Genomic DNA, 25,319 nt, shown 5'->3' with positions numbered 1-25,319 from the left:
CAAATCTTTTCAGTCGCATATATCTCTTTTTTTCTAATTAAGTCCAATGCGTACAGTTTTCTTGCACCAACTCTGTATGGTTTGCCAAAATGCACTTCAGGACTACCAAGCTACCCTTTAACAACACACAACGGCTTTAACTGGACAATTTTTTTACTGATACCGGCGTGTTCGACGACATCCACAACTTCAGTTACATTCTTGTATGCCTCTGGGATCTCTTCGTCCAGCGTGGCACGGCTGTCGGCACGGACAAGGATGCCTTTTTCCTTCAGCTCCTGGGCAATGCTTCGGCCTTTGGCCGTCCTCGTCGCTTGACCTCTGCTCATCACCCTTCCTGCCCCGTGACAGGTACTCCCAAAGGTATCAGCATATGCCTTCTCAGTGCCCACAAGCACATAGGAACAACGACCCATATCCCCCGGTATCAAAACGGGTTGACCCACTGCTTTATATGCATCGGGGGTATCGGGATGATTAGGTGGAAACGCACGTGTTGCCCCTTTCCGATGCACACACAACCGCTTCTTCTCACCTTCCACGATATGATCTTCAAATTTGGCAATATTATGACACACATCATAGACCGGGGAAATTTTGGACTCCTTTGGACCAATGTGTAATGCCCTTTCAAAGGATTCACGAACCCAGTGGGTAATCATCTGCCGGTTGGCAAATGCATAATTGGCCGCGCAGGCCATTGCGGCAAGATATTCCCGCCCTTCCTGAGAGTTAATCGGGGCACAGCAGAGTTGCCGGTCCGGAAGTTCTATGCTATATTTTCGAGCTGCATTTATCATGACCCGAAGGAAGTCGTCACAAACCTGATAACCCAATCCTCTTGAGCCCGTGTGCACCACGATGGTAATGCCATCTTTTTCGAGTCCCAGCACACGTGCAATCTCCACATGATAAACCTCTGATACGTAGCCAACCTCCACAAAATGATTTCCGGAACCAAGGGTGCCCAATTGAGCCAGGCCACGTTCAATGGCCCGCCCTGAAACCAGTTCAGGGTTAGCCCCCGCAATGCATCCCTTTTCCTCGATATGTTCTAAATCTTCTTTTGTGCCGTAACCCAGCGAGACCGCCCATCGCGCGCCGTTCTTGAGCACGTTTTTTACTTCCTGTTGAGAAAGTTTCAAATCTTTGCGATGGGACCCTACCCCAGATGGGATATTGGCAAATAGGGTATTCACTACAGATTCCAGCTTATTGACAAGCTCAACACGATACAACCCGGTTCTCAGTAATCTTACCCCGCAGTTGATATCATAGCCCACGCCGCCGGGGGAAACCACACCCTCGTCCATATCAAATGCCGCTACGCCTCCGATAGGGAAACCATACCCCCAATGGATGTCTGGCATTGCGAGCGAATGTTTTATAATCCCCGGAAGAAAAGAGACATTAATCACCTGTTGCAAACTTTCGTCTTTTTGAATATCTTCCAGCATGTGCGCATCGGCGTACACAATGCCATCTACCCGCATCTTGCCTTCCCTTGGAATTCGCCAGCGATAGTCATCTATCTTCTGAATTTTATATTTGTCATCTGTCATAAAACAAAACCCCTTTTCATAAACATAAGCATTTAGCATTCAGCTAAATGGATAAACGATATAGGAGCGAACAGACGTTTTGCCCCTACTGCTTACCTATATATCAAATATAATCCGAGCCTTCCATTGGTGATCTTCCTGGACGATCGATAAGCAATGATAGGTAACGGCCTTGATCTCCGTTTTAATCACATGTTTATCTTCGGCAAATATCTCACCCCGCGCTGATGCGTTTAATTGAGTGTCCTGAACGTCTGCAACATAAAAATCCTTGAATAGGAGATTTTTTACTTCATGCAGGTACAATAATTCACTTAACCAATTGACGAGGAGTTGTTCTTTATCTATCCCGGAAATGCTTATTGTATATTCGATCGTCCCTTCCACTTTCGATAAGTCCGTAATGATATCAAATAATGCAAACGCCGCATTTGCGAATATTTCCTGTAATGTGGCCCCGAACACGTCGATCCCGATATCCGCGGTGTGGTCTATAAGTATATATTTAGTCATAAAGTGCTCAAGTTATAAGCTCATTTTCCGCTTTCTTTTAAAAACCTACACACTACGGCATGATAAAATCATGCTCAGGATGTCTTATCGTAAGCACCGGACAGGGGGCCTTGCGGACTACTTTTTCTGCCACACTGCCCATAATGGCATGGGAGAGACCTGTCCTACCGTGCGTGCCGATCACAATCAAGTCAATCTTATACTCTTTTGATGCCTTGATGATCTCGGCAAAAGGGATCCCCTGGATAATAACAGCCTCAACCGATATCCTGCCTTTCGTATCTTCATTCACACACTTGAGCAACCTTTCCCGCAACTTATTTATCATTTCTGCGTCTACTATAGTAACGTTATAGAGATCCGGATCATTAATGTCATAAATACGAATATCTAGGACGTGTATCAGGTAGAGCTTTGCCAGGTATTTTTCGGCAAATTCGATTGCATATTTTAAAGCCATTTCAGAATATACCGAGTAGTCAATTGGGCAGAGTATATTTTTTATGTTGATCACGGATTTCTCCCTCCTTCTCTCTATTGCCTTTGAATTAGTACCGTATCTATGGCATCATCGATCTTTTGGATATAAACACACCGGATTTTGTCACGGATTTCCTTATCAATTTCTTCGTAGTCGTCTTTGTTTTTTAAGGGTAGTACTATCGTCTTTACCCCGGCCCTTATGGCCGCAAGCACCTTTTCCTTCACCCCTCCAATCGGCAACACATTTCCCGTCAATGTGACCTCACCGGTAAGCGCCACTTCTCTCCTGGCGTGTCTGCCTGTCAGGAGCGAAATCAGCGCCATACACATGGTAATGCCCGCAGAAGGCCCGTCTTTCGGTATAGCGCCGGAAGGGACGTGGATATGAATTTCTGAAGTATCATAGAAATTCTCGTCAATAGCCAGTCGCTTTGCATTACTGCGGACATAACTGAGTGCGGCAATGGCCGATTCCTGCATGACGTCGCCCAATTGTCCCGTAAGAGTCAGCTCTTTCTCTCCCTTCATACGGGATGCCTCTACAAAGATTATATCTCCGCCTGTCTCTGTCCAGGCAAGACCCGTAACTACTCCCACCCTGTCTTCTTCATCGGCGACCTGATAGAAGTATTTTCTTGGGCCAAGAAATTTTTCTACTATCTCCGGCGCTATTTCTTTTGTGACCTGTTTGCCGGCAACTATCTCCTTGGCAATCTTTCTACAGATCGACCCAATCTCACGTTCGAGGTTTCTCAACCCTGCCTCCCGGGTATATTCCCGAATGATCTTATAAATGGATTGATCCTGGAATATGACAGGATGGTTTTCTAATCCATTTTCTTTGATTTGCTTTGGGATCAGGAATTGGTGTGCTATTTTCAATTTCTCATCTTCACTGTATCCGGGGAGATATATGACCTCCATCCGATCCCTCAGTGCAGTATGAACGGTATCAAGGATATTTGCCGTTGTGATGAATAACACATGGGAAAGGTCAAAAGAAACATCGAGATAATGATCCACAAAACTAACGTTTTGTTCAGGGTCTAAGACTTCCAATAGGGCGGAAGCAGGATCTCCCCGAAAATCTGCACCGATTTTATCAATCTCATCCAGCATGAATACAGGATTACTAGATCCCGCACGGCAGATTTCTTGCATAATGCGTCCGGGCAATGCGCCCACGTAGGTACGTCTGTGCCCCCGGATCTCGGCTTCATCGCGAATGCCCCCCAAAGAGATGCGAATAAACTTTCTGCCCAGAGAACGTGCAATCGATTTTCCTAATGATGTTTTCCCCGTTCCCGGAGGGCCACAGAAGCAGAGTATAGGACCTTTCAACTTTTCCTTTAATTTGTGTACAGCCAAGAATTCAAGGATACGCGCTTTAACCTTCTCCAGACCGTAATGGTCTTCATTCAAAATCCGCTCTGCTTGATTGATCTCCAGGTTATCGATCGTCTTTTTGTTCCAGGGAATGTTAATGAGATAATCCAGATATGTCCGGGAAACCGGATACTCTGCCGATGCGGGATTAATGTCCCTTAATCTTTCTAGTTCTTTCATAGCCACATCTTCTACCTCCCTGGGCATCTTTGCCTCTTTAATCTTATCTTCCAGTTTATTGAGTTCTTCCATATGGGAGTCTTCCTGTCCCAATTCCTTCTGAATAGCTCTTAACTGTTCTCTCAGGAAGTATTCCCGCTGGGTCTTTGACATTTCTTTGGCGACTTCTTCATCAATCTTCCCCCGAACTTCTTTCAACTGGACTTCTTTGTTCAGGTAGTGGAATACGACCCTCAATCGCTTCTGGGGATCAATCATCTCCAGTAATTTCTGCTTTTCATTCACAGGCAATTCCAGATAAATGGCTGCCAGATCTGCCAGTATTGATGGATTATTGACTGTATCGATCATAGAAATCAGGTCTTTAGGCAAGGTCTTTCCCAGCATGGCGCTCAGCTTAAAGAGTGTGATAACACTCTGCACAAGTACATCGATCGTTTCAGATTTTTCCGTAAATTCACGAATTTCTTCCACCCGAGCTTTATAATACGGCTCTGTTTGCACATAATCCATGACCTTGATTCGCATCACGCCTTCTATAAGGACTTTTACATTGTCTGAAGTAGCTTCTAATACCTGAACGACCTTAACGGCGGTTCCAACTTCGTAAAAGTCATTGGGTTTTGGCGAATCGACACCGTACTTTAATGCTACAACGCCAATAAATTCGTTCTTGATGGTGGCGTCGTTTATAGCCTTTACCAACCCTTCTCCGGTCAGGTCTAACGGAAGAATCAGGTGCGGGAAAACCACATCGTCCTTCAGCGGGATAATGGTAATGATTTCCGGCAGAGTTCCATCGCCCCGTTTGTGAAAAGAAACTTTTGTCTTTCTCATCTTTTCAGTTCAGCGACCGGCCGCCCTTTCGAACGCGCCTTCTTCGACACCTTGGCAGCATAGAGCGCCTTGCCTGCCTGTTCAATTAAATCGGTGATGTTTTTTGTCAGCGTAGTGACAGAACTTGTCCCTACCGTTACCCTAAAATCAATATTCAGATTCTTTTCCTCGTCTTTTACGAGACAATTTTCTACTGCATTTACCAAGAGACCTGATATCCTGTCCAATTCTCCACTATCAATTTCCGGCAATATAATCAGGAACTCGTCTTCCCCAAACCGGGAGACCACATCAGATGATCTGATATGTTTTTGGAGACATTTTGAGACTTCTGTAATAATACGATCTCCAATGAAATATCCATATCGATTGTTGATCGGTTCAAGATGGTCGATATCCATCAGCAGACAGGACAATGCCTTATTTTGTGCGCGTGCCCGGTTAAATTCATTCTGCAGGATTACGAGTGAATATCGCCTGTTGTAGATATTCGTTAGGCTATCTCGCACCGCATGATGATTGACCATGTCATTTAATTGGTGTATCCTGGCGTTCAGGCTTTGCAAATTCTTATCGGTTATTTTCCTCTCATCAAAATTAACCAGAATGCCGTTGTAGTGGGTTACATTGCCCCATTCATTTTTGATGGTATTCAGATAATCGGAGACCCAAACATATGTCCTGTCTTTTTTTAATAACCGATATTCTATCGTTGCCTCACTTCCATTTTGCAGGTTTTGTATCTGTTTCGACACCTTTTCTTTATCATCGGGATGCACCAGATGGAGTAACAAATTTCGTGTTTTGTAAATTTCATCCGGTTTGTATCCTATCAGCTTTTCTATCCCATCGCTGATATATTTTACAGAACCGTCAAACATGGAGACGTAAACAATCTCCGGAACGATATTCATGACCCTGTGGAATAATCTTTCGGAAATGGCATCCAATTCCTTTTCGGTCGATTTGTCGGGTTCTTCGTCATTAATCAGAAACTGCAGGGTACAGCAAAAGGCCAGAACTACCAGGCCGAAAGCGAGGCCGTTCAGTTTAAAAACAGTTACCGCGGAGCAATTCATGGCAATCAAAATCCCAATAGCGCAATACTTATATTTGCTGATAAATGTCTTCAACGCCATTCTTTATTTCCCCGAGAATATCATAAAATCCAGTTGCTATTCCAAAAAAGACTCAAGATGACTGTGTAGCAGGCGCATTTTTTCCATTGGCCTTGTGAAGTTCCTCCAGGAGTTTTTTCAGCTCTTCTCCCTCAATCACCTCTTGTTCCATAAGCGTCTTTGCCATACCCCGTAAAATTTCCTTTTTTTCAGTCAATAATGCTTTTACACGATGGAACGATTCGTCCATGATCTTCTTAATCTCCAAATCTATTTCCCGTGCCGTCTCCTCGCTATATTCCTTACTGGCGGCAAATCCTCCGCCCAAAAAGAGCGGCCTGTCGCCTTGCTCGAAGGTCACCAAACCCATCTTATCGCTCATACCGTATTCCTTGACCATCAACTTGGCAATCTCTGTGGCCTTTTCTAAATCGTTCTGTGCGCCTGTCGATATTTCGTTAAAAGTAATTTCCTCTGCAACCCTCCCTCCAAGTAATATTGCTATCCGGTCCAGAAGTTCCGTCCTGGTCATAAGATATCGGTCTTCGGTCGGTTTTTGCAAGGTATATCCCAGCGCCCCGATGCCACGGGGGATCATTGATATCTTGCGAACGGGATCTGCATGCGGCACCGAGCACGCAACCAGCGCGTGGCCTGATTCGTGATGGGCAACGATCTCCTTTTCCTTCTTATTCATCAGGCGCTTCTTCTTCTCGAGGCCTGCCATAAGGCGGTCAATCGCCTCTTCAAATTCCGGCATACCCACTGCCTTTTTATTTCTTCGCGCTGCAAGCAGGGCTGCTTCGTTCACGAGATTGGCAAGGTCTGCGCCGACAAACCCCGGTGTCATGGCGGCAATGGAATGCAAATTAATCTCCTTTTCCAATTTTACATCCTTTACGTGCACTTTCAGTATTGCTTCACGACCATGAAGATCGGGCCGGTCAACGACCACCTGACGGTCAAACCTTCCTGGCCGTAAAAGAGCGGTATCTAACATCTCGGGACGATTGGTGGCGCCCATGATAATTACCCCTTTATTGGAATCAAATCCATCCATCTCCACCAGCAACTGGTTTAATGTCTGTTCCCGCTCATCGTGTCCGCCCATAGGATTTGAGCCGCGTGCCTTGCCAAGGGCATCAAGTTCATCGATAAAGATAATACATGGCGCTTTCTGATCCGCCTGATTAAACAGATCCCTCACCCGCGCAGCGCCTACGCCGACAAACATCTCAACAAATTCTGAACCGCTCATATTAAAAAAGGGCACTCCTGCCTCGCCAGCCACAGCCTTCGCCAGGAGGGTTTTCCCTGTTCCGGGGGCGCCCACGAGCAAAACGCCCTTCGGTATTTTCCCCCCCAGGGAGCGAAATTTTTCAGGTGTCTTCAAAAATTCAATAATCTCTTGTAGCTCTTCCTTGGCCTCGTCGATTCCCGCTACGTCGTCAAAGGTAACATTCAGGTCTTCCTGCGCATAGAGGCGCCCTTTACTTTTGCCAAAGGTCATGATACTGCTGGCGGGACCGAACCGTTTAAAAACAAAGCGCCAGATCACAAATAAGATTAATAGTGGCATCACCCAGGAGAAAAAGAACGTCCTGAACCATGGACTCTCATAATGCCCCGCATACCTCACACCCATGGATTCCAGGTCTTTTACCAGCTCCGGGTCTTCCACGCGGGCTGTAATGAAGATGGCATTTTTTGTGGTGCCACGTTCAATCTCTTTCAGTTTGCCACGAATCATCGTATGGGTAATACGGCATTCCAGGACATTTCCCTCTTTGATCAACTTTTTAAAATCGCTGTACGTGATATCCCTTACTCCGGGATTCATCAAATACATCTGCAGCAGGATAAAGAATCCAAAGGTGATAATAATATGCCAGATGGAAAACTTCTTTGGCATTTTAAACGGTATTTTTTTGAAATCCTTGAACATAAAAACTCCTTAGATAGAAAGCACACTTTTTAAATATTTAGGGATATATCTCATTTTCTCACTCTGGCAAAGAAAATTCCATTTCACTCCATGCCAATCTTTTTTAGATACCGTCCCTGAAATGAGTTTAAAAGCCCTTTGTATATATACCTCGATAATTGACATAGATTATTTTAGCAAAAAGAGCTACATCACTCAAAAGAAGTTTCATAATGTTGATAAAGTTTGTTCATAATCATTCCAGCCCATGCTTATCTTCAACAGGATAATAAACGGCAAATATCTATGGAATTGCAGGGTTTTGCAATACGACACCAACCTGCATAGTTATTGTAAAAAAACTATCATACCTCATATATTGTGTCTTAAACAGTAGAAAACTAAATTTTTTAGTAAGAATTTGTTAAGTAATAACTTTCCATTAGCAATATATTTGCACCAGGCGCAAATATGACGCAATTCATCTTGTTAAACTTTGTACCATTTTGCGCTCCTGCCATGACCTTTCCACTCTTTAAAATCATGATGCTGGCCCTCAAGCTCATCCGCCTGCTTTTCATTAAGCTGCTGGAGAAGTTCAATGATGCCTTCTATTGAGAAAAGTTTCATGTGATATTTTCCTCTCCCGACACCTCTGCAATAATCCTCTCAATCCACCTTTTCGCTTCTTGCCACAGGAAGCGCACGCCTTCTATTTTTTATGAAATATCCTTTTTCAGCTTGAATTCCATCTCAACAATCTCCTTCTCGCGGAGCAACTCGGCCTTTAGCTCATCTTCGGTGGGCAGGTAGGGGACGTATTTAGAGACAAATATCTGTTTCTGCCCTTCAGGAAGCGTGAATTTCACTACGGTATCATTCTTTCGGGCACAGAGAAGTATTCCGATTGGCTCGTTTACATAAAACTCTCGTGCTTCTGCTTTTTCTAACTTTAATAACAGTCTGTAATGCGTCCAGGTCAATTCGCCACGCGGTGTGTGACGAATTGGAAAGGCAAGATAAAATTGACGCATATATTTGAGATTGGTTATATTGAAGCCTTCCCCGTACTCTCAGCTGAGTTTTTCGGAAAGCCCTTCAAGAAGAGCCTTGCCGTATTAACAGCCTTGAAAGACTTTGAACGGGCCTTTTCAAGGATGGTCTGAATATCTTTGAAAATTAATATTCGGATCACTTTTGCCAGTTCTTCCAACTTCAAGAACATGCGAGGCATTATAACCTCTATTGCGTAACACTTCTGCTAAAAGTACTCTAACGTCCTCATCAAGGTATAACGATACGTCAGACATATGCTATTTTTGCCTTAAATCAGATTCTTTAATGGCTAATTCTTTATCTATTTTTTCTTTATTTTCACAATAATAGGAAAGTGCGTCATAGACTTGTGAAAGGGTAAGATGCGAAAACTCCTTTACAAGCTCTTCTGGTGTCATACCCTGTCTGAGAATATAAAATACAACAGACCGCACAGGAAACTTAGTACCCGCAATAACAGGACTTCCACCACAATGGGTTTTCAGAGAAACAATGTAGGGATGTTTTTTTGTTTTTTGTGCTAGAGGCATAATGATTTTCCTTCCATATTGAAAGTGAAGTATTTTATACAATCGCCATCTAATTATTAAAACACAGTTTCAAGATAAATTGGAATTTTATTTAGTATCTATTCTCTATTATTAAAAAAATTCTTAATATCAAGAGAAACGAATTCAATAAAAAGCGTATTTACTAGCGACATTAAACTTTTTTATAGCATTGAACAACACACAAATGAAGGTGTTTACAATCATCTGTAACAAATAGCTTTATCATTATAATCATTGTCTTAATCTCCAAAAGGCCTTTTTATCACCTTTACTGATAAATTTCTTTTCCCCAAATATCAGCAATAATATTCTCGATGCGGTTTTCTGCCTCTTGACGTAAAAGTCTTACACCTTCAAACGACTCCATTTCTTTATTAAGTTTGGCAACGATTTTTATGAATAGCGGCTTAAAAATTCAGAAACTGTAATAATTTTGATTTTTTTGTATTCTTTAAGATTTAAAAGATGCGAATCCCCACTAACAATAATTTTTGCATTACCGTCAATTGCAAGATTTATGAATACATTATCTGTAAGGTCTTCTTTTATAGGACATTCTTTTGAGAATACACGAATGCTTTTTCCCATGCCTTTTATGTCTAAAACAACTGCATGTATTTCTGGTGCGCTAAGTTGAAATTTTGCCGATAAAACTCTAACCAGTTCAGTTATAGAATCTTTGCAGTGTAAAAGCCTGAAATCAGTCGATTTGACAAGCCTTATTGCCTGGCGGGGTTTTCCATCCCATAAATACCCTGAAATAAGGATATTGGTATCTAATACCAAATTCTGTATCACTTCAGCCCTCTAGCCTCATGCACAATTCTTTCAACTTCTTTTAAACTCTTGGGACTTATTTTCTTCTTTTTTACGATAGTATTCATATAATCAAAAACATCTTCTTTGCTTTCGGTCTGGATCACTATTACTTCAACCTTACTTCCCGGTTTAAAAGGAAGATATTTGACTGTTACACTCTTGTCTTTTTTTACTTCAATGAATTTCTTTACCGCCTTCATATATTGACCTCCGTTATTAATTTGTTTCTTGGTTTGTATTATTACCCATGTATCATTTTATTTATTTTCTCTCCACACTTCAGCAATGATGCGTCCAATGCACATTTCTACCTTTTGCCGTAAAAGCTTTACACTTTCAAATGCCTCCATCTCTTTGTCAAGTTTGGCAACGAATTTTTTTAAAAGAGTCGCTGGACTTATTTATTTTTAAATGTTTTGTCCCATTATTTTTTCCAACTATATTTAATTTTGCCACAAGAACACTTTACTGTATTTTCAACAGCGTCATAATGCTTTTTGGAAATAAGATTGTTACACTGATCACATCTGAAAAGCCCTTCCAACTCCAAAACGTCACCGTAAAACATTTTCATGTCATCAATGCTTTCAGTAAATGTACTATCATGGGAGGTCCTGTTGCCGAGAAACATTGAGGCATTAAGCCTTCCAAAGACAGTCTGATCTTTTAATTCACATTTCCTATCTTTCAGTTTGCTTTTTAATTCTGACAGCAATTCATTGGCCATTCTGTTTTCATTATGTTCGTTAAAAAGAAATCTCACCTTTACCTCAAGATTAAAACAAATCTCCTTCAAAAGCCGTTCAAGATATTTGCGAATCAGATTACCCAAGCCGCTAACGTCTGGTTTTTTTATCTTGCTTTCAATTTCTTCTATAAGAGCAGATAGTGGTACTTCTATATATACTCCATCTTCATGATCCCATTTCAGTTTTTTAATCAGCCAATTTTTCCCTTTAACCATATTCGAGACAATCTCAAACCAGTCTTTTTCATGAGTAAAAAGGAATATCTGGTAATCATTGAATTTTTCTACCAGAAGTCTTGCAAAGCGAGCACGATGATTTGTATCAAAGCTGGATATTACGTCATCGAGGACAATAAACTTGTTGAGCTTGTTAAAGGCTTTTACAGACGCTAAGAACAAGCATATCCCAAGACAATTCAAATGTGATTCACTGAGATACTTATGGGGTGGCGATTCCGGTTTGCCGTGAAATTTAAATTGCAGGGTTATTCCTACAAACTCTTCATTCTCGTCAATCGGGATAAGCTCGATTTCGCTTACATTTTCAGAGACGTTCATAAATAAATAGAGATCGTTGATATCCTTAGATATAGATTCTAAAAACGAGCAAAGCCCTTCTCTTTGCCTTTTTACAAATTCATTATAAATAAGCTCCATAGATTGTTGCTGTTGTGTAAGAATTTTTAAAGCCTTTTGATAAGATTTAATCTCACTGTACGACTGCCCGACAGATATAATCTTGCTATAAACCGTAAATATGATGTCATCTTTTTTTCCCGTAATTATTTTTTCTTTTTTTGAGGTAAGAGCGGAAATTGAGTTTTGAAGAGCGGTTATATCTAAACTGATAAAATCCTCTAGCTTATTGATTAGTTCAACTTCTGAAAGAGATGCCTTTCTGATTTTTTCTAAAGCTGTTGAAATTGTTTCTTTTATCTGTTCAATTTCTCTTCTTAAGGCAGAATTTTCCTCTAAAAGTAAACTTTTCTCTTTTAAGACATTTTCTATCTCCGTTAAGCCACCCTGAATAAGCCGTTGTGTTAAATTTTTTTCCTCTTCTGCAGCGTCTTTTTCCTTTTTAAAAATGGATAATTCCTCAATCCTCTTTCTTAACTCATCAATTAATTCATCTCTGCTTTTATCCTGCAAGCAAAGTGGGCATTTATCATCTTCATATAACCTCTTCTCAAGAATCGAAAGTCCCTGTGACAATAATGGTTCAAGACTTATTTTTTTGAACGTTTCTTGATTTTGTGCAATCTGCTGACACTTTTCATAGAATGCTTTATAAGATGTGCATATACTGTTGAAAGAAACCTTAAAGCTACTTAAATTCTCAATAACTTTTTCATAGGATATTTGCAGTGTAACCGCTTCTTTATCCTCTGGTTTCTTGAGAAGCCCTAAAATAGTATCTATGCTTGAATTGTCCTTAACTTCAATAGGGAGATTCAGATGTATGACTAATTCTCTTATAGCACCCAGATATTGTTCATCATCCGTAATATTTTGACCGATTTGCTCTATTATATGGGCTTGCTTGGTATTTATATGATAGTCAAAATTTTTCAGCTTGAGTTCTTTCTTTAGATCATTGACAGCCTTTTTTAGAATACCTTTTATCTTTGAAACCTCTGAAAAACCTATTATTTGTGAAATTTCCTCAAGCTTCTCCGCCTTGGTAGATAAAATAAACCTCAATAAATCCTTGTATCTGAGAATAAGATTTTCTTTTAAAGACGTGGTTAGATAATCATTAAAATTTTGTGAAGCGTTTGAATACTCACTGGTTAATTTTGATTTCTTATAAAATAATCTCTTTCTGGAATCACATTTTGAATCAGAGTAGTTCAATTCAACGTAAGCATCATTGCTATCTGATAGGAAAATATTTCTTAAAGCGGAAACACCCTTAGTTCCTATTTCTTCTGATGAAAGATGCTCTATCTTGTCGTAATAGAACCATTCAAAGGCATCGGCAATAGAACTCTTTCCGCTGCCATTATCCCCGTAAATAAGGATTGACCTGGATGAATCAAGATCGATACTAATATCTTTTCTGATTCCTCTAAATCCGCTTATTTCAAGGCTTTTAAGTTTCATGCTCTTCCTTTTCCCTTATTGTGCTCAAATCATTTGATAGATTTGTATTTGTCAGCTTGCCTTCTTGATATAACCTCAAAACAGTTTGGGCAACATCCTGATCCACCCCCTCAATGTTCCCTATTTGTGAGAAGAATTCATCAAGTATTTCCTGTCCACTCTTGATTTGTTCAGCCATGTTCTATGCCCTCTTTTTCAAAGTACTTCCAGTTTATCTCTAAAACTATTGGCACATCGTGTTTTTTAATCTCAAAACTACTCTTATTGTTGCAGATTGGGTAAACGCCGTATTTATCTACAAAATCAAGAATAAAATAACTTTCCAAATCTTCTATCCGGTGTTTCCATATCTGCTTCAGCATTTCAAAGTTCAGATAGGTAAAATAAAGCCCTTCCGTATTCTTGTAATTAACAATTCCTTCATTGCCAGATGTACCCTCGAAGTGATCTGCAAGCCTCTTGCCTATACTGTTAGTCTTCTTTTCACTCATGCCGATATATATCAACCTCGACTTCCCAAAAGGATATGGTATTTCGGTCTCCTTCAAGAAGATAAAATAAAGACCACATATACCCATTAAAGGCTTGATATTCCTAAGTTCAAAATCTTGATGTTTGTCAAAATTGATCTTAAATAATTGCATTTATCTTACTCTTCTTATTGAATGATGACATCCCGCCTGCGCTGGAATAGAAAAAACAGATTCATTAATTACGGGCCAATATTTAGCTCTATGGCCTTTATATATAACTTTTGTATCAACAATCTGTCCTTCATGTTTACTACATTCGCTTGGCTCCCATTTTGCGTCTTTTACCCTATATATCTGGCACTTTTCTATCCCTTCTCCGATGAGTCTTTTTACTAATCCCCGAACATACCAAGTATTGAATTCAGAAAATGCTAACTGCTCTGCTACTTGATTGAGATTTATTTTTCGTTCTCTTGTTATACCATTGCGCGTATATTCCTCCTTTTCATTCCAATATTCTTGATGTTTTAAAGATATTTCGAGAGACTCGGGATCTCCTGATGTGATTGATTTTCTCATCAATTCTGGAAATATTATTCTACCCGTATCTGATAAACGTGGACTAATATAAGGAATTCCTGATCTCTGTTCTAATTCAAATTCTTCTAGCATAAATTTTCTTGTCACTTCGTTTAACTCTTCAAAATTAGCTTTCATTTTATTCTCTCCTTTTATTGTTAGCGCAATTATCACCTAGCCCCTTCCTAAAGATCTTTTTACATGCACATCAAAAGTCTCCTCTGTAATTGGGGATTTCAATCTATCATTATTAAGTATTGTTAAGACATCATTGAAATTATCCTCGGTTATAATAATTTTGTTAGCTTCTATTTTTAATCCCCACTTTTCTTTCATATTTACTTGAATTAATCTTGTTATGAAGTCTTCATTTTTATAATAGCCGTTATTTTTTATCATCGATATTTTGCGTAAGTATTTCATGTTTTCGCCAACTCGTTCTCTTAGTTTTTCTATATCATCAATTATTCCAAATGCTTCGAAATCCTTTAATACTTCGTCTCTATTTGCCTTCATTCCTTCTCTAAAATTTAAACCCGTTTCAAATTTTTTCTTGTCCAAAACAAAAATGATATCCTCAAAACAGAAGAAGTCTATCTTTCTCTGAATTCTAAAAATCGAGTTGTCTTCTAAATCCTTGAATTTATTCTCTATAAAAATTAAATTCATCAAGCCTTTCTTTTTCTTTAAATCCCAGGTTTCTGGTACTTTCGTAAAAGTTAAAAGCTGAAAATCATGTTTTATCTCAATAACATAAGCCCATGTGCCAAATAAATCTTCTGTTTTTTCTACTTTGGGATTATCGCTTCCCTTTTGTATTTTTAAAAAAATCTGTGGAAAATCAGTTTCTTTATAATTTAACGTTAACACATCATCGTCTTGATCTTCAGTAAGGTGGGAATAATCTCTTAGTTGATTACAACTACCAAATTTTTCCTTTACTATCTTTTTAAGTTTTTCAGACAGTTTATTTTCAATTTCAGCATTCAAAACACTATAATCAGCTTTTTTATCTTTTAATTTCCTTTTTATTATCCATAAGAATACACTGGCGTTATCCAAATCCAAAGACTTCATTTTTTTAAGCTTTCCCTTCGGAGTGCTACTCATTTTGCCCCTCCTCTATTATTCCAGTAATGATGTACATAAATTTTGATAATTTTTGTATTCTATAAGACTTGCCAATACTCAAGTCATGTTTTGATAAGAATATGCCATTTTTTAAAACATTATTTTCTGTAAATTGGATATCATATAACCCATACCCCCAAACCGCCAATATGGGGTTAATAAACAGGCTTTGTGTTTTAATAGTGAGAAGACAAAGTAAAATCATAAAAATGGAAAAGGCCGCTATATCATGCAATCTGCTTAAATCGAGTCCTAAAAAGGATACTATATATGGAATTGTGTAGTTTATTAATTCGTTTGAACAATTACTGATTTTTTCTATTTTTATGTGAAAACCACTTTTGATATTTTTGATGACAAAAAATAAAGCAACTACACTTAAAATAGCAATAATTAAAACCCCAAAAGCAAAATAAGGATGCTTAAAAGGGTATGAATTCAAATCGAAATCTTTAACTATTAATATTAATGCTAAGGGTGAGTAAGAACTAAGAAAAATCACTATCGATGGAAATAACCTAAGCTTCATAGTTTTTCATCTTCTCTCCACACCTTGGTAATTATCCGCTCAATACGCCTTTCTGTTTTTTTGCCGTAAAAGCAACACGGTTTCTAAAGCATTTATCGCGATCAAGTGTTGATGAAAATTATCCTTACGAGTTTCTATATCTTTTTTAGCGTCAGGTTCCCGATCTTTTTCATGTCCATCTTTTGTTTGCCGGTGAAAGGTTACACCGCCGCTTCTTCAATCCTCTTTGAAACTTCTTCCGGTTTTCTGGCAACGGCATACTTCCATATTCCATAGCTACCTTCAGCATTAACTGCATCCACCCACCTTTTTGCAGCCTGTGACTTTATTTCTGCGAGTTCGTCGAATCCTTTTGTTTCGAGGATAAGCTGAATAGGGGGTTCACATTTCAAGCGAATGATAAAATCGGGCATGTAGTCATGAGGTTGACCGTTATGTAAATATGGAATGGCAAAACCAAGTCCGGCGTTTTTGACAAATGCATCAACTTTCTCATGCTTATCAATAATATACGCGGCAGCCTGTTCCCATTTCTTTGTATCGGCAACAACATAATTTACATGGGAGTGCATGACTTCGCGAACATCCCTGCTTGTCCAAAAATCCACCTCAGCCGTAGAGCCAGGTCCACGACTTGTTTCATATCGTGGTATCTCTGGGGCTTCTCCCTGCGATGCATCTGGCTTTATGGCCTCCACCAGTCGTTCAATCACCCACCCATAATAAGGAGACAGGAACACATCCAGGATGTTTGCTGGTGGAATAGGTCGAACCTTTTCCTTAAGATATTTATCTGTAATTTTTGCTATCTGTGGGAAAAGGATATGTGCAGGTATTGTGCATCCAGGCTGTTTTGTATAATCCCTCGCCAGGTCACGTGCCAGTTCAAAGACCAGTTCCTGAAAACGCCGTCCTGCACGATACGGGTTTAGATCCACATTCTCAATTCTTCCTGGACCTGTAAGCGCGCAACGTCCTTGATTATTGGGAATGCCCGCTTTCATCTCCACTTCCGGTGGGATGTTCATTGGGTCAAGCTGCAATTGTGCAACAGCATTCCAGTCCACCGTAATACGATTGCGGATAGCCTGCTGATAGCCTTCAACACGTGGGTATTTTATCTCATATTGAGCCTTTCCGGGTACGGCTGTTATATGATATCGCTTTATTGGAGTAGTTTGAGTGCCAGCCTTGTTCTGCTTGAAGGGAATTACCTCAAAAGGGACTCCAAAGACCTTAGCAACCTCTTCAGAGAGCATGCTGTCTTCTCCGACTTCATAATTTGAACGCCTCAGTCCCCGTCCTACTACCTGCTCACATAAAAGCTGTGACATAAACGGTCTCAGCCCGACAATGTGAGTAACTGTATTGCAATCCCAACCTTCTGTTAGCATACCAACGCTTACAATACAGCGCACATCCCTGCCCGGTGGATGAAGTGGCCGACCAAGTTTCTTTGCCAGTTCTTCAAACCCTTCCGGATAAATTACGCGTCCTTGATTATCACGGGGCCAATCTGTCTTTCCCACGGTATCAAGGGTAAATCTCATCCAGCGTGATTCGTCACTTTTTGCGCCTTCAGTGTCGGTTTCATGCACTACTTTTGAATCCACCCTGATGGTGAGTATATTTCCATTACGATTGAGAAACCCATCGATTCCAGAAGAAGGTATGCCGGTCGGTGGTTTGTCTTCCGCAAGCCATTCATAAACCACCTTTGCTATTTTAGTGTTTTTACAGACAAGGATAAAAACAGGGGGGCGGGTGTCCTGGCTGTGTTCTGTCCATTCCTGCCTTAGTTCTTCCCAGAGTCCTGCCAACATTGCAATAGGTGTGTTTGCCCATTTAAGAATCGCCTCAGGTTTAGGAGTTCCCTTCTTGCCGCCGCGCTCGGCGGGAGTAAGGCGTGGAAGTATCCAACGCCATATGTTGAAGTATCCGGGAATTTCAGCGCCTGTAGTATCTCGAACTGCTAGTTGAGGGATTTTTACCAGTCCGGATTCAATCGCATCCGTAAGGCCAAAATCACTCACGACCCATGGGAATGTACGGTTTGTCTCCTGACCGACACGGCCTAAATAATACGGGGTTGCAGAAAGGTCTACACAGAAATTAATACCCCGCAGCTTATGTATCCTGTCCAGACCGTCAACCCAGACAGTTGCCTCCTTGAAGAATTCTTCGATTTCCTCTTCTTCGCCGAAAATATCTTCTTCTGTTTCATCCGGTTCGGGTTTGCGAATACGGTAGGCGTGATGTGCCTCGTCATTGAATACGAGGATATTTTGCTTTCCACCGATTTCTTTTCCAAGCACACGGCTTACCATAGCCGTATCGCTCTCAACATATTTGACAGACTCAACAGCAACCTTCTTAAGATTCCCCTGTTTGTCCCGCTCTTCACTCAAAATTGTAATTAACCCTGCAGCGACCTGGCGATCTAATTCATCCGATGTCAGATACCGCTTGCCCCGTGCAATGGTTGTCTTTGGTCCTATGGTTATCGTCCCTTTGATCCGTACAGGCACACCTGCCTTACTGACTTTGGCGCTCACACCTCCTACCTGAATCCCCTGCGGTTCAAACACATGCCAGTTTGTTACCAGTACCCGGCCTTTGATCAGGTCTGACATGAGGTGTTGCGGAACCAGGTCACGCGTGCGGTATAGGCTTGCTTCGCCTCTTGTCGGGTCAAGTTCCTGAAGACGATTGCGGATAGTGACATTGGGGCAGACCACAAGCACCACATCTGAGAATCTTCCGTCACCCCTGTCATTGACCTTATTCAGAATACTCCATGCAGCAAGCATCCCCATTACGGTTGTCTTTCCAGCGCCGGTGGCCATCTTGCAGGCATACCTTTTGAAAGCAATGTAGCCTTCGGCTTTTCGTTCGTCGCTTATCTCGTCAAGCGGTATTTCAATTCCCTGAAGATAGTCTGTACGCGCCTCGTTTAAAAAGATGATCGTTTCAGCGGCTTCTATTTGTGCAAAGAAAAGCCGGTGCTGCCTGCCCTCACGCTGCCAGTATTTTAAAAGCTCAAGGGTTGTCCCTGTCACGCCAGGATAGTTCTTTGTACGCCAATCCTTCATCTGTTTGCGTATCAGGTTTACAAGCGCTAACTCAACCCACTGTCCCCGCGCCTCGTGTTCTCCTAAAGATATGGGCGCTTTTGGGTCACGGTAAAAATACCCTGCCTGACGGCGTCCCGCTCTTATCTCTGGCAGTCTTCCTTCCTCAATATGCCAATGTTCGGCAGGTTCATCATAGGGTGAATTCAGGATAGGTTGTTCAACTTCATAGCTGTTCATAGTTTCTTTGTTTTCAAGCTCCTTTAGGATAGCATCGTCTGTGTAGATATATTCTGGGACATCCTGTATAACTCCGCCATTTATGGCGGAGATCATTAATATCGATCAAATACGGCTTTAGCCGTGATTTCCAAAATGGTATTTCCTGATGAATTCCTCATATTCCTGGTTAAAGGTAACCTTCTTGTGATGTTCTTCCTGGTTACTGATGTATAATCTTACCTTATCAAGTATTGATTCACTCACGGAAACTGCGAAATATTCATCTGCCCATTCGAACGTATACGGTGTGATTTTTTGTTTGTTTATCCAGAAAGACGATTCACCTTTTATCAGGTGCATTGCTTTTGAAATACTCATATCCGCATTTAATCCAAGGAGACAGTGTAAATGCTCTGTATAACCATTCAAGGTATCAATGAAGATTTCTTTATTTTTCGCATTCTCTTTGATATGGTTCATGATTACCGTCCTGATATCGTTCGTTAGATAAGGCTCTCTATTTTTTGTACCCCATACGGCATGGATCATTATTTTAACGAATGCCATATTTTCCCCCCTGGATCAGGGCTAAAGCCCGGTTTTGTTCGTTTTTAGCCCCCAGCCTGAAGGCTGGGGTTACGATAGGTTTTTTTGTCTCTGTTTTGTAGTGCAGAGTTATTCGAGGTTCTTCTCCTTTTGTCAAACTGAAAGACAGCGTTATAATTCTGCCATTTATGACAGAGGTCGTTATACAGATTCCTTCAGATTCTTCACAACCATTAGCTCATTCCCGCGATCGTCAATCACCTTTACCGCAATCTGTCCATGTTCACCAGCCTCAAATGGAACACTTTTCGTTCCTGCCAGGTGATCCCATACGCCTTCATCATAACTACCCTTTAATGCACGCTTGAGGTTATCCCATGCACTGGTGCGTGGAAAGAATGCCTGACAGACGTGGAAACAGAGACCATTGTAATCCGTATCCAGAAACCATGCCGGCACGTCATTTCCGCTTCGTTTGTAAATGTTCATAGTCACGGGATTGAGGACGTCAAGCCCAAGCAACTCTACCTGATACATAGAGACTCCCTCTCCCCTTGTGGGAGAGGGCTGGGGTGAAGGAGCGCTGGGTTTTACCTTTGTAAGCCTTACCTCTGGCAGCCCACAGACGCTGAAGATCTGGCTGGAACGCATGTTTTTCAAGAGGTCTCCCATCATAATATCGGGAGTTGCCTGAACGTAAGTTGCCGGAATAAGATCCATATTTACAGCATTCTCAATCAGTATCCTGGCGTTTGATTGAATGCCAACCCCAATTACATACAAATGGGTGTAACCTCTCAAGTTCGCCTCTTTCAGCGCCTCGTGTACAAGCTTTTCACTAACAGCGCCATTTTCAGGGCCAAAGAGCAACGCTACAGGTTTTTCATCTCCATTTACAACTATTGCTTCTGCGGATAGTGATAATGTTTTTGCAGGGGGACGGATGTTTTTAAGGGTAACGCTCTTACCGCCTCCTATATGAAGCACTGGCGATTTGCGCAATATCTCAAGCATACGATCAATAAATGAACCGTATTGTTCGACAGTACCAGCACCAGAGTCTTCTACGCCATCGCCCTCCCAGTCAACAGGCGTTGGGATTGTCGCCTCAACACAGAATGGGCCTGTTACACGGATAACTTTGTTGTCTATTTCAGGCCGGTCAACAAGCACTTCTTCGGCGGGCGGTTCACTATTGGCAATGCTTCCAAGAGTTATATGCGGGACAATACCACCGATTTCTTCACCCTTTTTATTCTGTTTACGCACATAAACAAATCCACCTGAAGGGCCTCTGGATTCATCTTTAAGCTGATAATAGGGATATGTAGCAGTAAGTAATCTTTGCCGTGAAAGCGCAAATGGAACTCGGCTTGTATCAATGGTAATCCAGCGCCTGCCCCATTGCTCTGCAACATAAGCCGTTGTTCCACTTCCACAAGTTGGATCAAGCACGAGATCACCCGGTTTAGTTGTCATCAACATGCACCGTTGAATAACTTCCATTGATGTTTGTACCACATATTCCATATCCGCAGCAGCGTAAGTATCGTCCCAAAAGTTTGTCAACTCTGTAAAAGAAAAGTCGCTTAAAAGCCTCAAGTAACGGATACCTTTCCCAATTTTTATGATTCTCCCCTTTTCCGCTAATTTTCTTAGTCCATCAAGAGAAGTTTTCCAATGGCTCTTAGGGTTGGGTTCATAAATCGAACCTTGAAATTCAAAACGATAATCTACATTTTCCGAACGTCCATCAGATTGAAGTGATGTAGCCTGGAAGATTTTTGCACTTTTTGGTATCAATTCAAGATTTAGTTTTTCTTCTTTAGTCAGTTTTCGAGTTTCCCCATTGGGCAAGAGGATGGAGTTGTATTGATCATCTAAAACGACGTTCTTCTTAGCGAACAGTTTATTGAACTTCAATTGGTCTATATCTTTTGAGTAGAACAGCAAAAAATCATTGATTATACCAATATATTTACTGTCTTGACTGCCGGTTTTCCTAAAAGGGATTACTGCTACAAAATTTTTCTCGCCAAACACTTCATCCATTATTTCTCGAACATGGTGTAAATTTTCATCGCTTATTTGAACAAAAATACTTCCTGTCGGAGAAAGGAGATAACGTGCTATTAATAAACGATCACGTAAATAAGTAAGGTATGAATGTAATCCAAGTTCCCATGTATCTCTGTAAGCCTTTACCATCTCAGGTTCACGGGTCATGTCCTCATCTTTGTTATGATCTACTACACGATTGCGAATAAACGGCTGGAAGTTGACGCCGAATTTGATGCCATAGGGCGGGTCAAAATAGATCATCTGCACCTGACCGCCAAGTCCTTCGTAGTGCAGGAGGGAGTTCATCACCACAAGGGAATCGCCGAGAATCATACGGTTTACCCACTTGTCCCGGTATTCATAAGCCTTCAACACCTGGTCGGTAACCGATCTCTGTTCATCGCCAAAGAGATCAAACAACGACAATTGTTTGGGTCTCTCTTGTTTCCTGTGTCCTTTCAGGGTTTCAATAATCGCCTTCGTGGAGAGACGCTCGTGGACAAAGAGTGGTAGCGTCGGCACGTCAAATGAAAGCCGCTCGGCCTTGCCTGTCCAGTTAAGAAAAGGTTTTTGGAGACGTTTCAACTGCTCCACGGCGTCATTCAGTCCTCTGACGGATGAAATAACATGTCCTGCAGAATTATTAAACTCCTGGGGCTTGTCAAAGGTATGTGGCGCTGGAAGCACAGCCGCCTTTTCAATCATGGCAATAAGCCACTCACCCAACTCTCGTGTTGAGTTTTGTCCGTCCCAATCCAGAGCAGGAGAAAGTGAAGAATCATATCGGTAAGTTTTGGGAGGTTTTTTCTTCCTGAACTGCGCCTGAATGCCTACATCCGGACGTAAAGGAGAATCCGCCTCAGCATGACGATATGCCTTCGCTTCAGATTGATTTGTCGTTTCGGCATTTTTCCCTTTTCTCTTTGGCATCGGTTGTTACCTTTTAAGAAATTCTAAAAATTTAATCTTTTATATTCCATCTGATAGAGCAAAGTATCTCCCGCTTTCAGCCAAATTGCGGATTAATAACCTTTAAACGTGTCCCTGCAATGCCTGAACCTGCAGTTGTAAGCGGGTATCTGTATCCGTCACCTTGCTTGTTTCCGGCATGTATGTTTATTTGAATACCTCAAATCCTTTTAAATAATCGTCATAATCTATGGGAGATTCAACTCCGAATTCTGACAATAAATCTACTGTCTCGCTTACCGAAAGTTCAAGCTTATCTGCCAGAGCGCTTAAAGACAGCTTGCCCTCCCTGTAAAGTTTGAGCATCAGAAATTCCCAGCCGTAATCTATCAGTTCTCTCGCAACTGTGGACTTATCCTTATGTTCCATTCTGGCTAGTTCGTTGATTCTCTTTATCTCCCTGTCTTTCAGTCTTAAACTTATTACCGACATTATTTGTCTCCTTTCAGCCTTTTAGTAGCATTATCTATTATTCTTTTACTGTATCGTCCGTATAAAGATAGCTTCTCAAGTTTCACGATTGCCCTTTCTTTATCAATTTTCTCTTTTTCTGCAATATTTACTAAAAAGTGTATTGCTGTTGTAAATTGAATGTTCAGTATCTTGCACGCTTTTATAGTCGGCAAGTCATCCACTGCGAGCGATAATTGTCTCTTTAACGCAACAGCAAGAGATTCAGCCTCACCGGCGTGAATTCTGAAATCTCTGCACAGCATGCCAACGGCCTTTTTATTTGCTGTAACTATCTCAATTTTATGGTTACCAATAAGAGCAGAAATCAATTTGGCATCAAGGCTATCTTTGCGGGCGCATTCAGCCTTTACCATTTCGGGAATTATTATATGAACATCTCCGGAAACAATCCCCAATATTTCTATCTTTGCCAGAAGTATCAGCGTGGAAGAATCAAAAACTATTTCCATATGTTTACAATATACTACAAGTGTAGTTGTTAATCAACCATCTGTTTTAGGAAAAAACAGATTGAGGCTTTTCGCCCAAGGCCTGTCCCTCATGACAAGCCCCGCTAGAAATTGATGTCTGACGGGGGAATAACCTTTAAACTTGTCCCAGCAGAGCCCGACACCTGCAATAGTAAGCGGGAGGGGTAGTAAGCAGGGATATGTATCTGTGGCTTCGCAGATTTTGGCATGGCTTGTAGTGTGTATCTCTGGCAAACAACAGAGCAAATGGTTGTATAAAGAAATCGAATTTGGGAACTTTTTGGTCAGTCCCGCTACAACAAAAGCATGGCAGCTTACTTACGGCATTTCCCATAACTGAAGTCATATTTATTTCGATAACCCCAATTGAGCATAAATGGTCTTAAAATCTATTTCCCGCGCTACCACTTCAGCGGCGCGCTGTACCTTAGACCTCGAATGCAGGCTCACGTACCCTGAAAGGTTTTCGCAAGCCTCAAGTGTCGCTGCGGTATCCGATCTCACCACAACAACCGGTACGCCAATCCCCTGTGCGCGACCCAAAATAGAGGCATTTGGATACAGTTCACCCGTGAGGATGAGACACTTTGTGGGGGTTTCGAGGGCTGCCAGTTGAATGTCACTCCGGTCGCCTCCGGTAATGACGGCCTTGTTTGGTACCTTTCGAAAATAACTCAAGGCGCTCTCGACATTCATGGCTCCAATCATGAAATGTTCAATCAATTCATCTGTTTTATCCTCGCAACAGAGAACGGTTCCGTTAAGGGTGTCGACAATTTCTCTGATTGGCACTGCGCCAAGGATCGGGTCTTTTGGGATAATTCCCAAGGTAGTAATACCATGGTTTTTGAGAAAGGGAACTAGGAGTTCCCGTATATAACCTATCTTTGTTGAGGGGATCAAATTAAACACAACACCCAGCAATTGATCCCCTAACATCTTTGATGCGTAGATAAATCCGTCAAGGGTATCAATGTAAGATTGGAATTTATCCACAAAGATTACCTTTGCATGTGTTTCCTTGATAAAATCCAATTCTGAAAACCGCAGACACGTGCCACCCGACAATCTTCCCACCCCCCGCGTAACCATGATGTCCTTTCCCTGTGATGCAAGATTGAAGGCAGTCAACGTCTTCTGGCGAATATTCAGTTCCTCTCCACGTATCAGGCGTCCAATAATTTCATCAGTTAACACCACAGGGCAAATGGATTGGAGCGGCCCATCAACTTCCAGCGCCTTTGAAAGGAAGGCGGCGTCCTCGTCAGTAAGTATGTCTTCAATAAGAACGGGTGAAAATCCGACGGGTTTAAAGTACCCGACTTTGTAGCCGTCCCTCTTGAATTTTAATCCTAAGCCGAGACAAATTAAGTTCTTTCCGGAAAAGGGCGAAACAGAGGCAATAAATACGGGTATCATAATAACCCCCTTTTATACAGTAAACATTCATGAGCCATAATAGCTCGCAAAAGGGCATGAAAATATATCACCCTCCTTAATCCCTCCCATCGTTC

23 protein-coding genes and 1 pseudogene are annotated in these 25,319 nt (G+C 41.4%); 1 reads left to right on the top strand and 23 read right to left on the bottom strand.

From position 1 onward, the window contains the following. Window positions 1-110: 110 nt before the first annotated feature. The 22 genes and pseudogenes from BROSI_RS06395 to BROSI_RS06295 form a co-directional block, all read right to left on the bottom strand. Window positions 111-1,562, bottom strand: coding sequence for an RtcB family protein (locus tag BROSI_RS06395; RefSeq protein ID WP_052562924.1), 1,452 nt, complete (start codon window positions 1,560-1,562; stop codon window positions 111-113). A 96-nt stretch (window positions 1,563-1,658) separates the two neighbouring features. After that, the gene (locus BROSI_RS06390; protein WP_052562923.1) at window positions 1,659-2,075 is read right to left on the bottom strand and encodes an archease; all 417 of its coding nucleotides are present in this window, start codon (window positions 2,073-2,075) and stop codon (window positions 1,659-1,661) included. A gap of 52 nt (window positions 2,076-2,127) precedes the next feature. Then, the gene (locus tag BROSI_RS06385) at window positions 2,128-2,589 is read right to left on the bottom strand and encodes a universal stress protein (RefSeq protein WP_052562922.1); all 462 of its coding nucleotides are present in this window, start codon (window positions 2,587-2,589) and stop codon (window positions 2,128-2,130) included. 20 nt (window positions 2,590-2,609) lie between these two features. Beyond that, window positions 2,610-4,961 carry an endopeptidase La gene (gene lon, locus BROSI_RS06380; RefSeq protein ID WP_052562921.1) on the bottom strand — a complete coding sequence of 784 codons (2,352 nt, stop codon included), beginning with the start codon at window positions 4,959-4,961 and terminating at the stop codon, window positions 2,610-2,612. Further along, window positions 4,958-6,100, bottom strand: a complete 1,143-nt coding sequence (locus BROSI_RS06375; RefSeq protein ID WP_052562920.1) for a sensor domain-containing diguanylate cyclase — start codon at window positions 6,098-6,100, stop codon at window positions 4,958-4,960. The genes lon and BROSI_RS06375 overlap by 4 nt, the downstream gene beginning before the upstream one ends. 52 nt (window positions 6,101-6,152) lie before the next feature. Further along, on the bottom strand, window positions 6,153-8,024 hold the full coding sequence (ftsH, locus tag BROSI_RS06370) for an ATP-dependent zinc metalloprotease FtsH (protein ID WP_052562919.1): 1,872 nt from the start codon (window positions 8,022-8,024) through the stop codon (window positions 6,153-6,155). A gap of 468 nt (window positions 8,025-8,492) precedes the next feature. Further along, the gene (locus BROSI_RS19775; protein WP_157842410.1) at window positions 8,493-8,633 is read right to left on the bottom strand and encodes a hypothetical protein; all 141 of its coding nucleotides are present in this window, start codon (window positions 8,631-8,633) and stop codon (window positions 8,493-8,495) included. A gap of 89 nt (window positions 8,634-8,722) precedes the next feature. After that, a pseudogene (locus tag BROSI_RS06365) lies at window positions 8,723-9,064 on the bottom strand (PDDEXK nuclease domain-containing protein); the annotation flags it as partial. Window positions 9,065-9,316: 252 nt separating this feature from the next. Continuing rightward, complete coding sequence (locus tag BROSI_RS06360; RefSeq protein ID WP_052562917.1) at window positions 9,317-9,589, bottom strand: DUF433 domain-containing protein; 273 nt, start codon at window positions 9,587-9,589, stop codon at window positions 9,317-9,319. 414 nt (window positions 9,590-10,003) lie between these two features. Continuing rightward, window positions 10,004-10,408 (bottom strand): putative toxin-antitoxin system toxin component, PIN family, encoded by a 405-nt coding sequence (locus tag BROSI_RS06355; protein WP_052562916.1) that lies wholly within the window; start codon window positions 10,406-10,408, stop codon window positions 10,004-10,006. Continuing rightward, entirely contained in the window at window positions 10,405-10,629 is a 225-nt protein-coding gene (locus BROSI_RS06350; RefSeq protein ID WP_052562915.1) for a hypothetical protein, read from the bottom strand. Before BROSI_RS06350 ends, BROSI_RS06355 begins: the two co-directional genes overlap by 4 nt. Before the next feature lie 224 nt (window positions 10,630-10,853). After that, window positions 10,854-13,280: an AAA family ATPase gene (locus BROSI_RS06345; protein WP_052562914.1), complete on the bottom strand. Its 2,427-nt coding sequence runs from the start codon at window positions 13,278-13,280 to the stop codon at window positions 10,854-10,856. Next, window positions 13,270-13,458 carry a hypothetical protein gene (locus BROSI_RS06340; RefSeq protein WP_052562913.1) on the bottom strand — a complete coding sequence of 63 codons (189 nt, stop codon included), beginning with the start codon at window positions 13,456-13,458 and terminating at the stop codon, window positions 13,270-13,272. The genes BROSI_RS06345 and BROSI_RS06340 overlap by 11 nt, the downstream gene beginning before the upstream one ends. Further along, complete coding sequence (locus BROSI_RS06335) at window positions 13,451-13,924, bottom strand: hypothetical protein (protein WP_052562912.1); 474 nt, start codon at window positions 13,922-13,924, stop codon at window positions 13,451-13,453. Before BROSI_RS06335 ends, BROSI_RS06340 begins: the two co-directional genes overlap by 8 nt. Continuing rightward, complete coding sequence (locus BROSI_RS06330; RefSeq protein WP_052562911.1) at window positions 13,925-14,506, bottom strand: hypothetical protein; 582 nt, start codon at window positions 14,504-14,506, stop codon at window positions 13,925-13,927. Beyond that, window positions 14,507-15,442 carry a Kiwa anti-phage protein KwaB-like domain-containing protein gene (locus BROSI_RS06325; protein ID WP_052562910.1) on the bottom strand — a complete coding sequence of 312 codons (936 nt, stop codon included), beginning with the start codon at window positions 15,440-15,442 and terminating at the stop codon, window positions 14,507-14,509. It lies immediately after the preceding gene. After that, a complete protein-coding gene (locus BROSI_RS06320) occupies window positions 15,435-15,992 on the bottom strand; it encodes a hypothetical protein (protein ID WP_052562909.1) in 558 nt (185 codons plus the stop codon). The genes BROSI_RS06325 and BROSI_RS06320 overlap by 8 nt, the downstream gene beginning before the upstream one ends. 200 nt (window positions 15,993-16,192) lie before the next feature. Beyond that, window positions 16,193-19,303, bottom strand: coding sequence for a BPTD_3080 family restriction endonuclease (locus tag BROSI_RS06315; protein WP_052565680.1), 3,111 nt, complete (start codon window positions 19,301-19,303; stop codon window positions 16,193-16,195). Window positions 19,304-19,420: 117 nt separating this feature from the next. Then, window positions 19,421-19,852 (bottom strand): IS200/IS605 family transposase, encoded by a 432-nt coding sequence (tnpA, locus tag BROSI_RS06310; protein ID WP_052562908.1) that lies wholly within the window; start codon window positions 19,850-19,852, stop codon window positions 19,421-19,423. A gap of 180 nt (window positions 19,853-20,032) precedes the next feature. Then, window positions 20,033-22,822, bottom strand: coding sequence for a site-specific DNA-methyltransferase (locus tag BROSI_RS06305; RefSeq protein WP_052562907.1), 2,790 nt, complete (start codon window positions 22,820-22,822; stop codon window positions 20,033-20,035). A 186-nt stretch (window positions 22,823-23,008) separates the two neighbouring features. Then, a complete protein-coding gene (locus BROSI_RS06300; RefSeq protein WP_052562906.1) occupies window positions 23,009-23,293 on the bottom strand; it encodes a ribbon-helix-helix protein, CopG family in 285 nt (94 codons plus the stop codon). Beyond that, window positions 23,293-23,784, bottom strand: a complete 492-nt coding sequence (locus tag BROSI_RS06295; protein ID WP_052562905.1) for a PIN domain-containing protein — start codon at window positions 23,782-23,784, stop codon at window positions 23,293-23,295. The genes BROSI_RS06300 and BROSI_RS06295 overlap by 1 nt, the downstream gene beginning before the upstream one ends. Before the next feature lie 142 nt (window positions 23,785-23,926). On the opposite strand from BROSI_RS06295, the gene BROSI_RS20180 reads away from it, so the two are divergent. Further along, window positions 23,927-24,145 (top strand): hypothetical protein, encoded by a 219-nt coding sequence (locus tag BROSI_RS20180; RefSeq protein ID WP_162183224.1) that lies wholly within the window; start codon window positions 23,927-23,929, stop codon window positions 24,143-24,145. A gap of 8 nt (window positions 24,146-24,153) precedes the next feature. Here BROSI_RS20180 and BROSI_RS06290 read toward each other — a convergent pair whose 3' ends face one another. After that, on the bottom strand, window positions 24,154-25,224 hold the full coding sequence (locus BROSI_RS06290; RefSeq protein WP_052562904.1) for a phosphotransacetylase family protein: 1,071 nt from the start codon (window positions 25,222-25,224) through the stop codon (window positions 24,154-24,156). Window positions 25,225-25,319 lie beyond the last annotated feature (95 nt).

Source organism: Candidatus Brocadia sinica JPN1, assembly GCF_000949635.1.
Classification (GTDB): domain Bacteria; phylum Planctomycetota; class Brocadiia; order Brocadiales; family Brocadiaceae; genus Brocadia; species Brocadia sinica.
The sequence above is the reverse complement of the archived record's forward strand: the minus strand, read 5'-3'. Positions and strand labels throughout refer to the sequence as shown.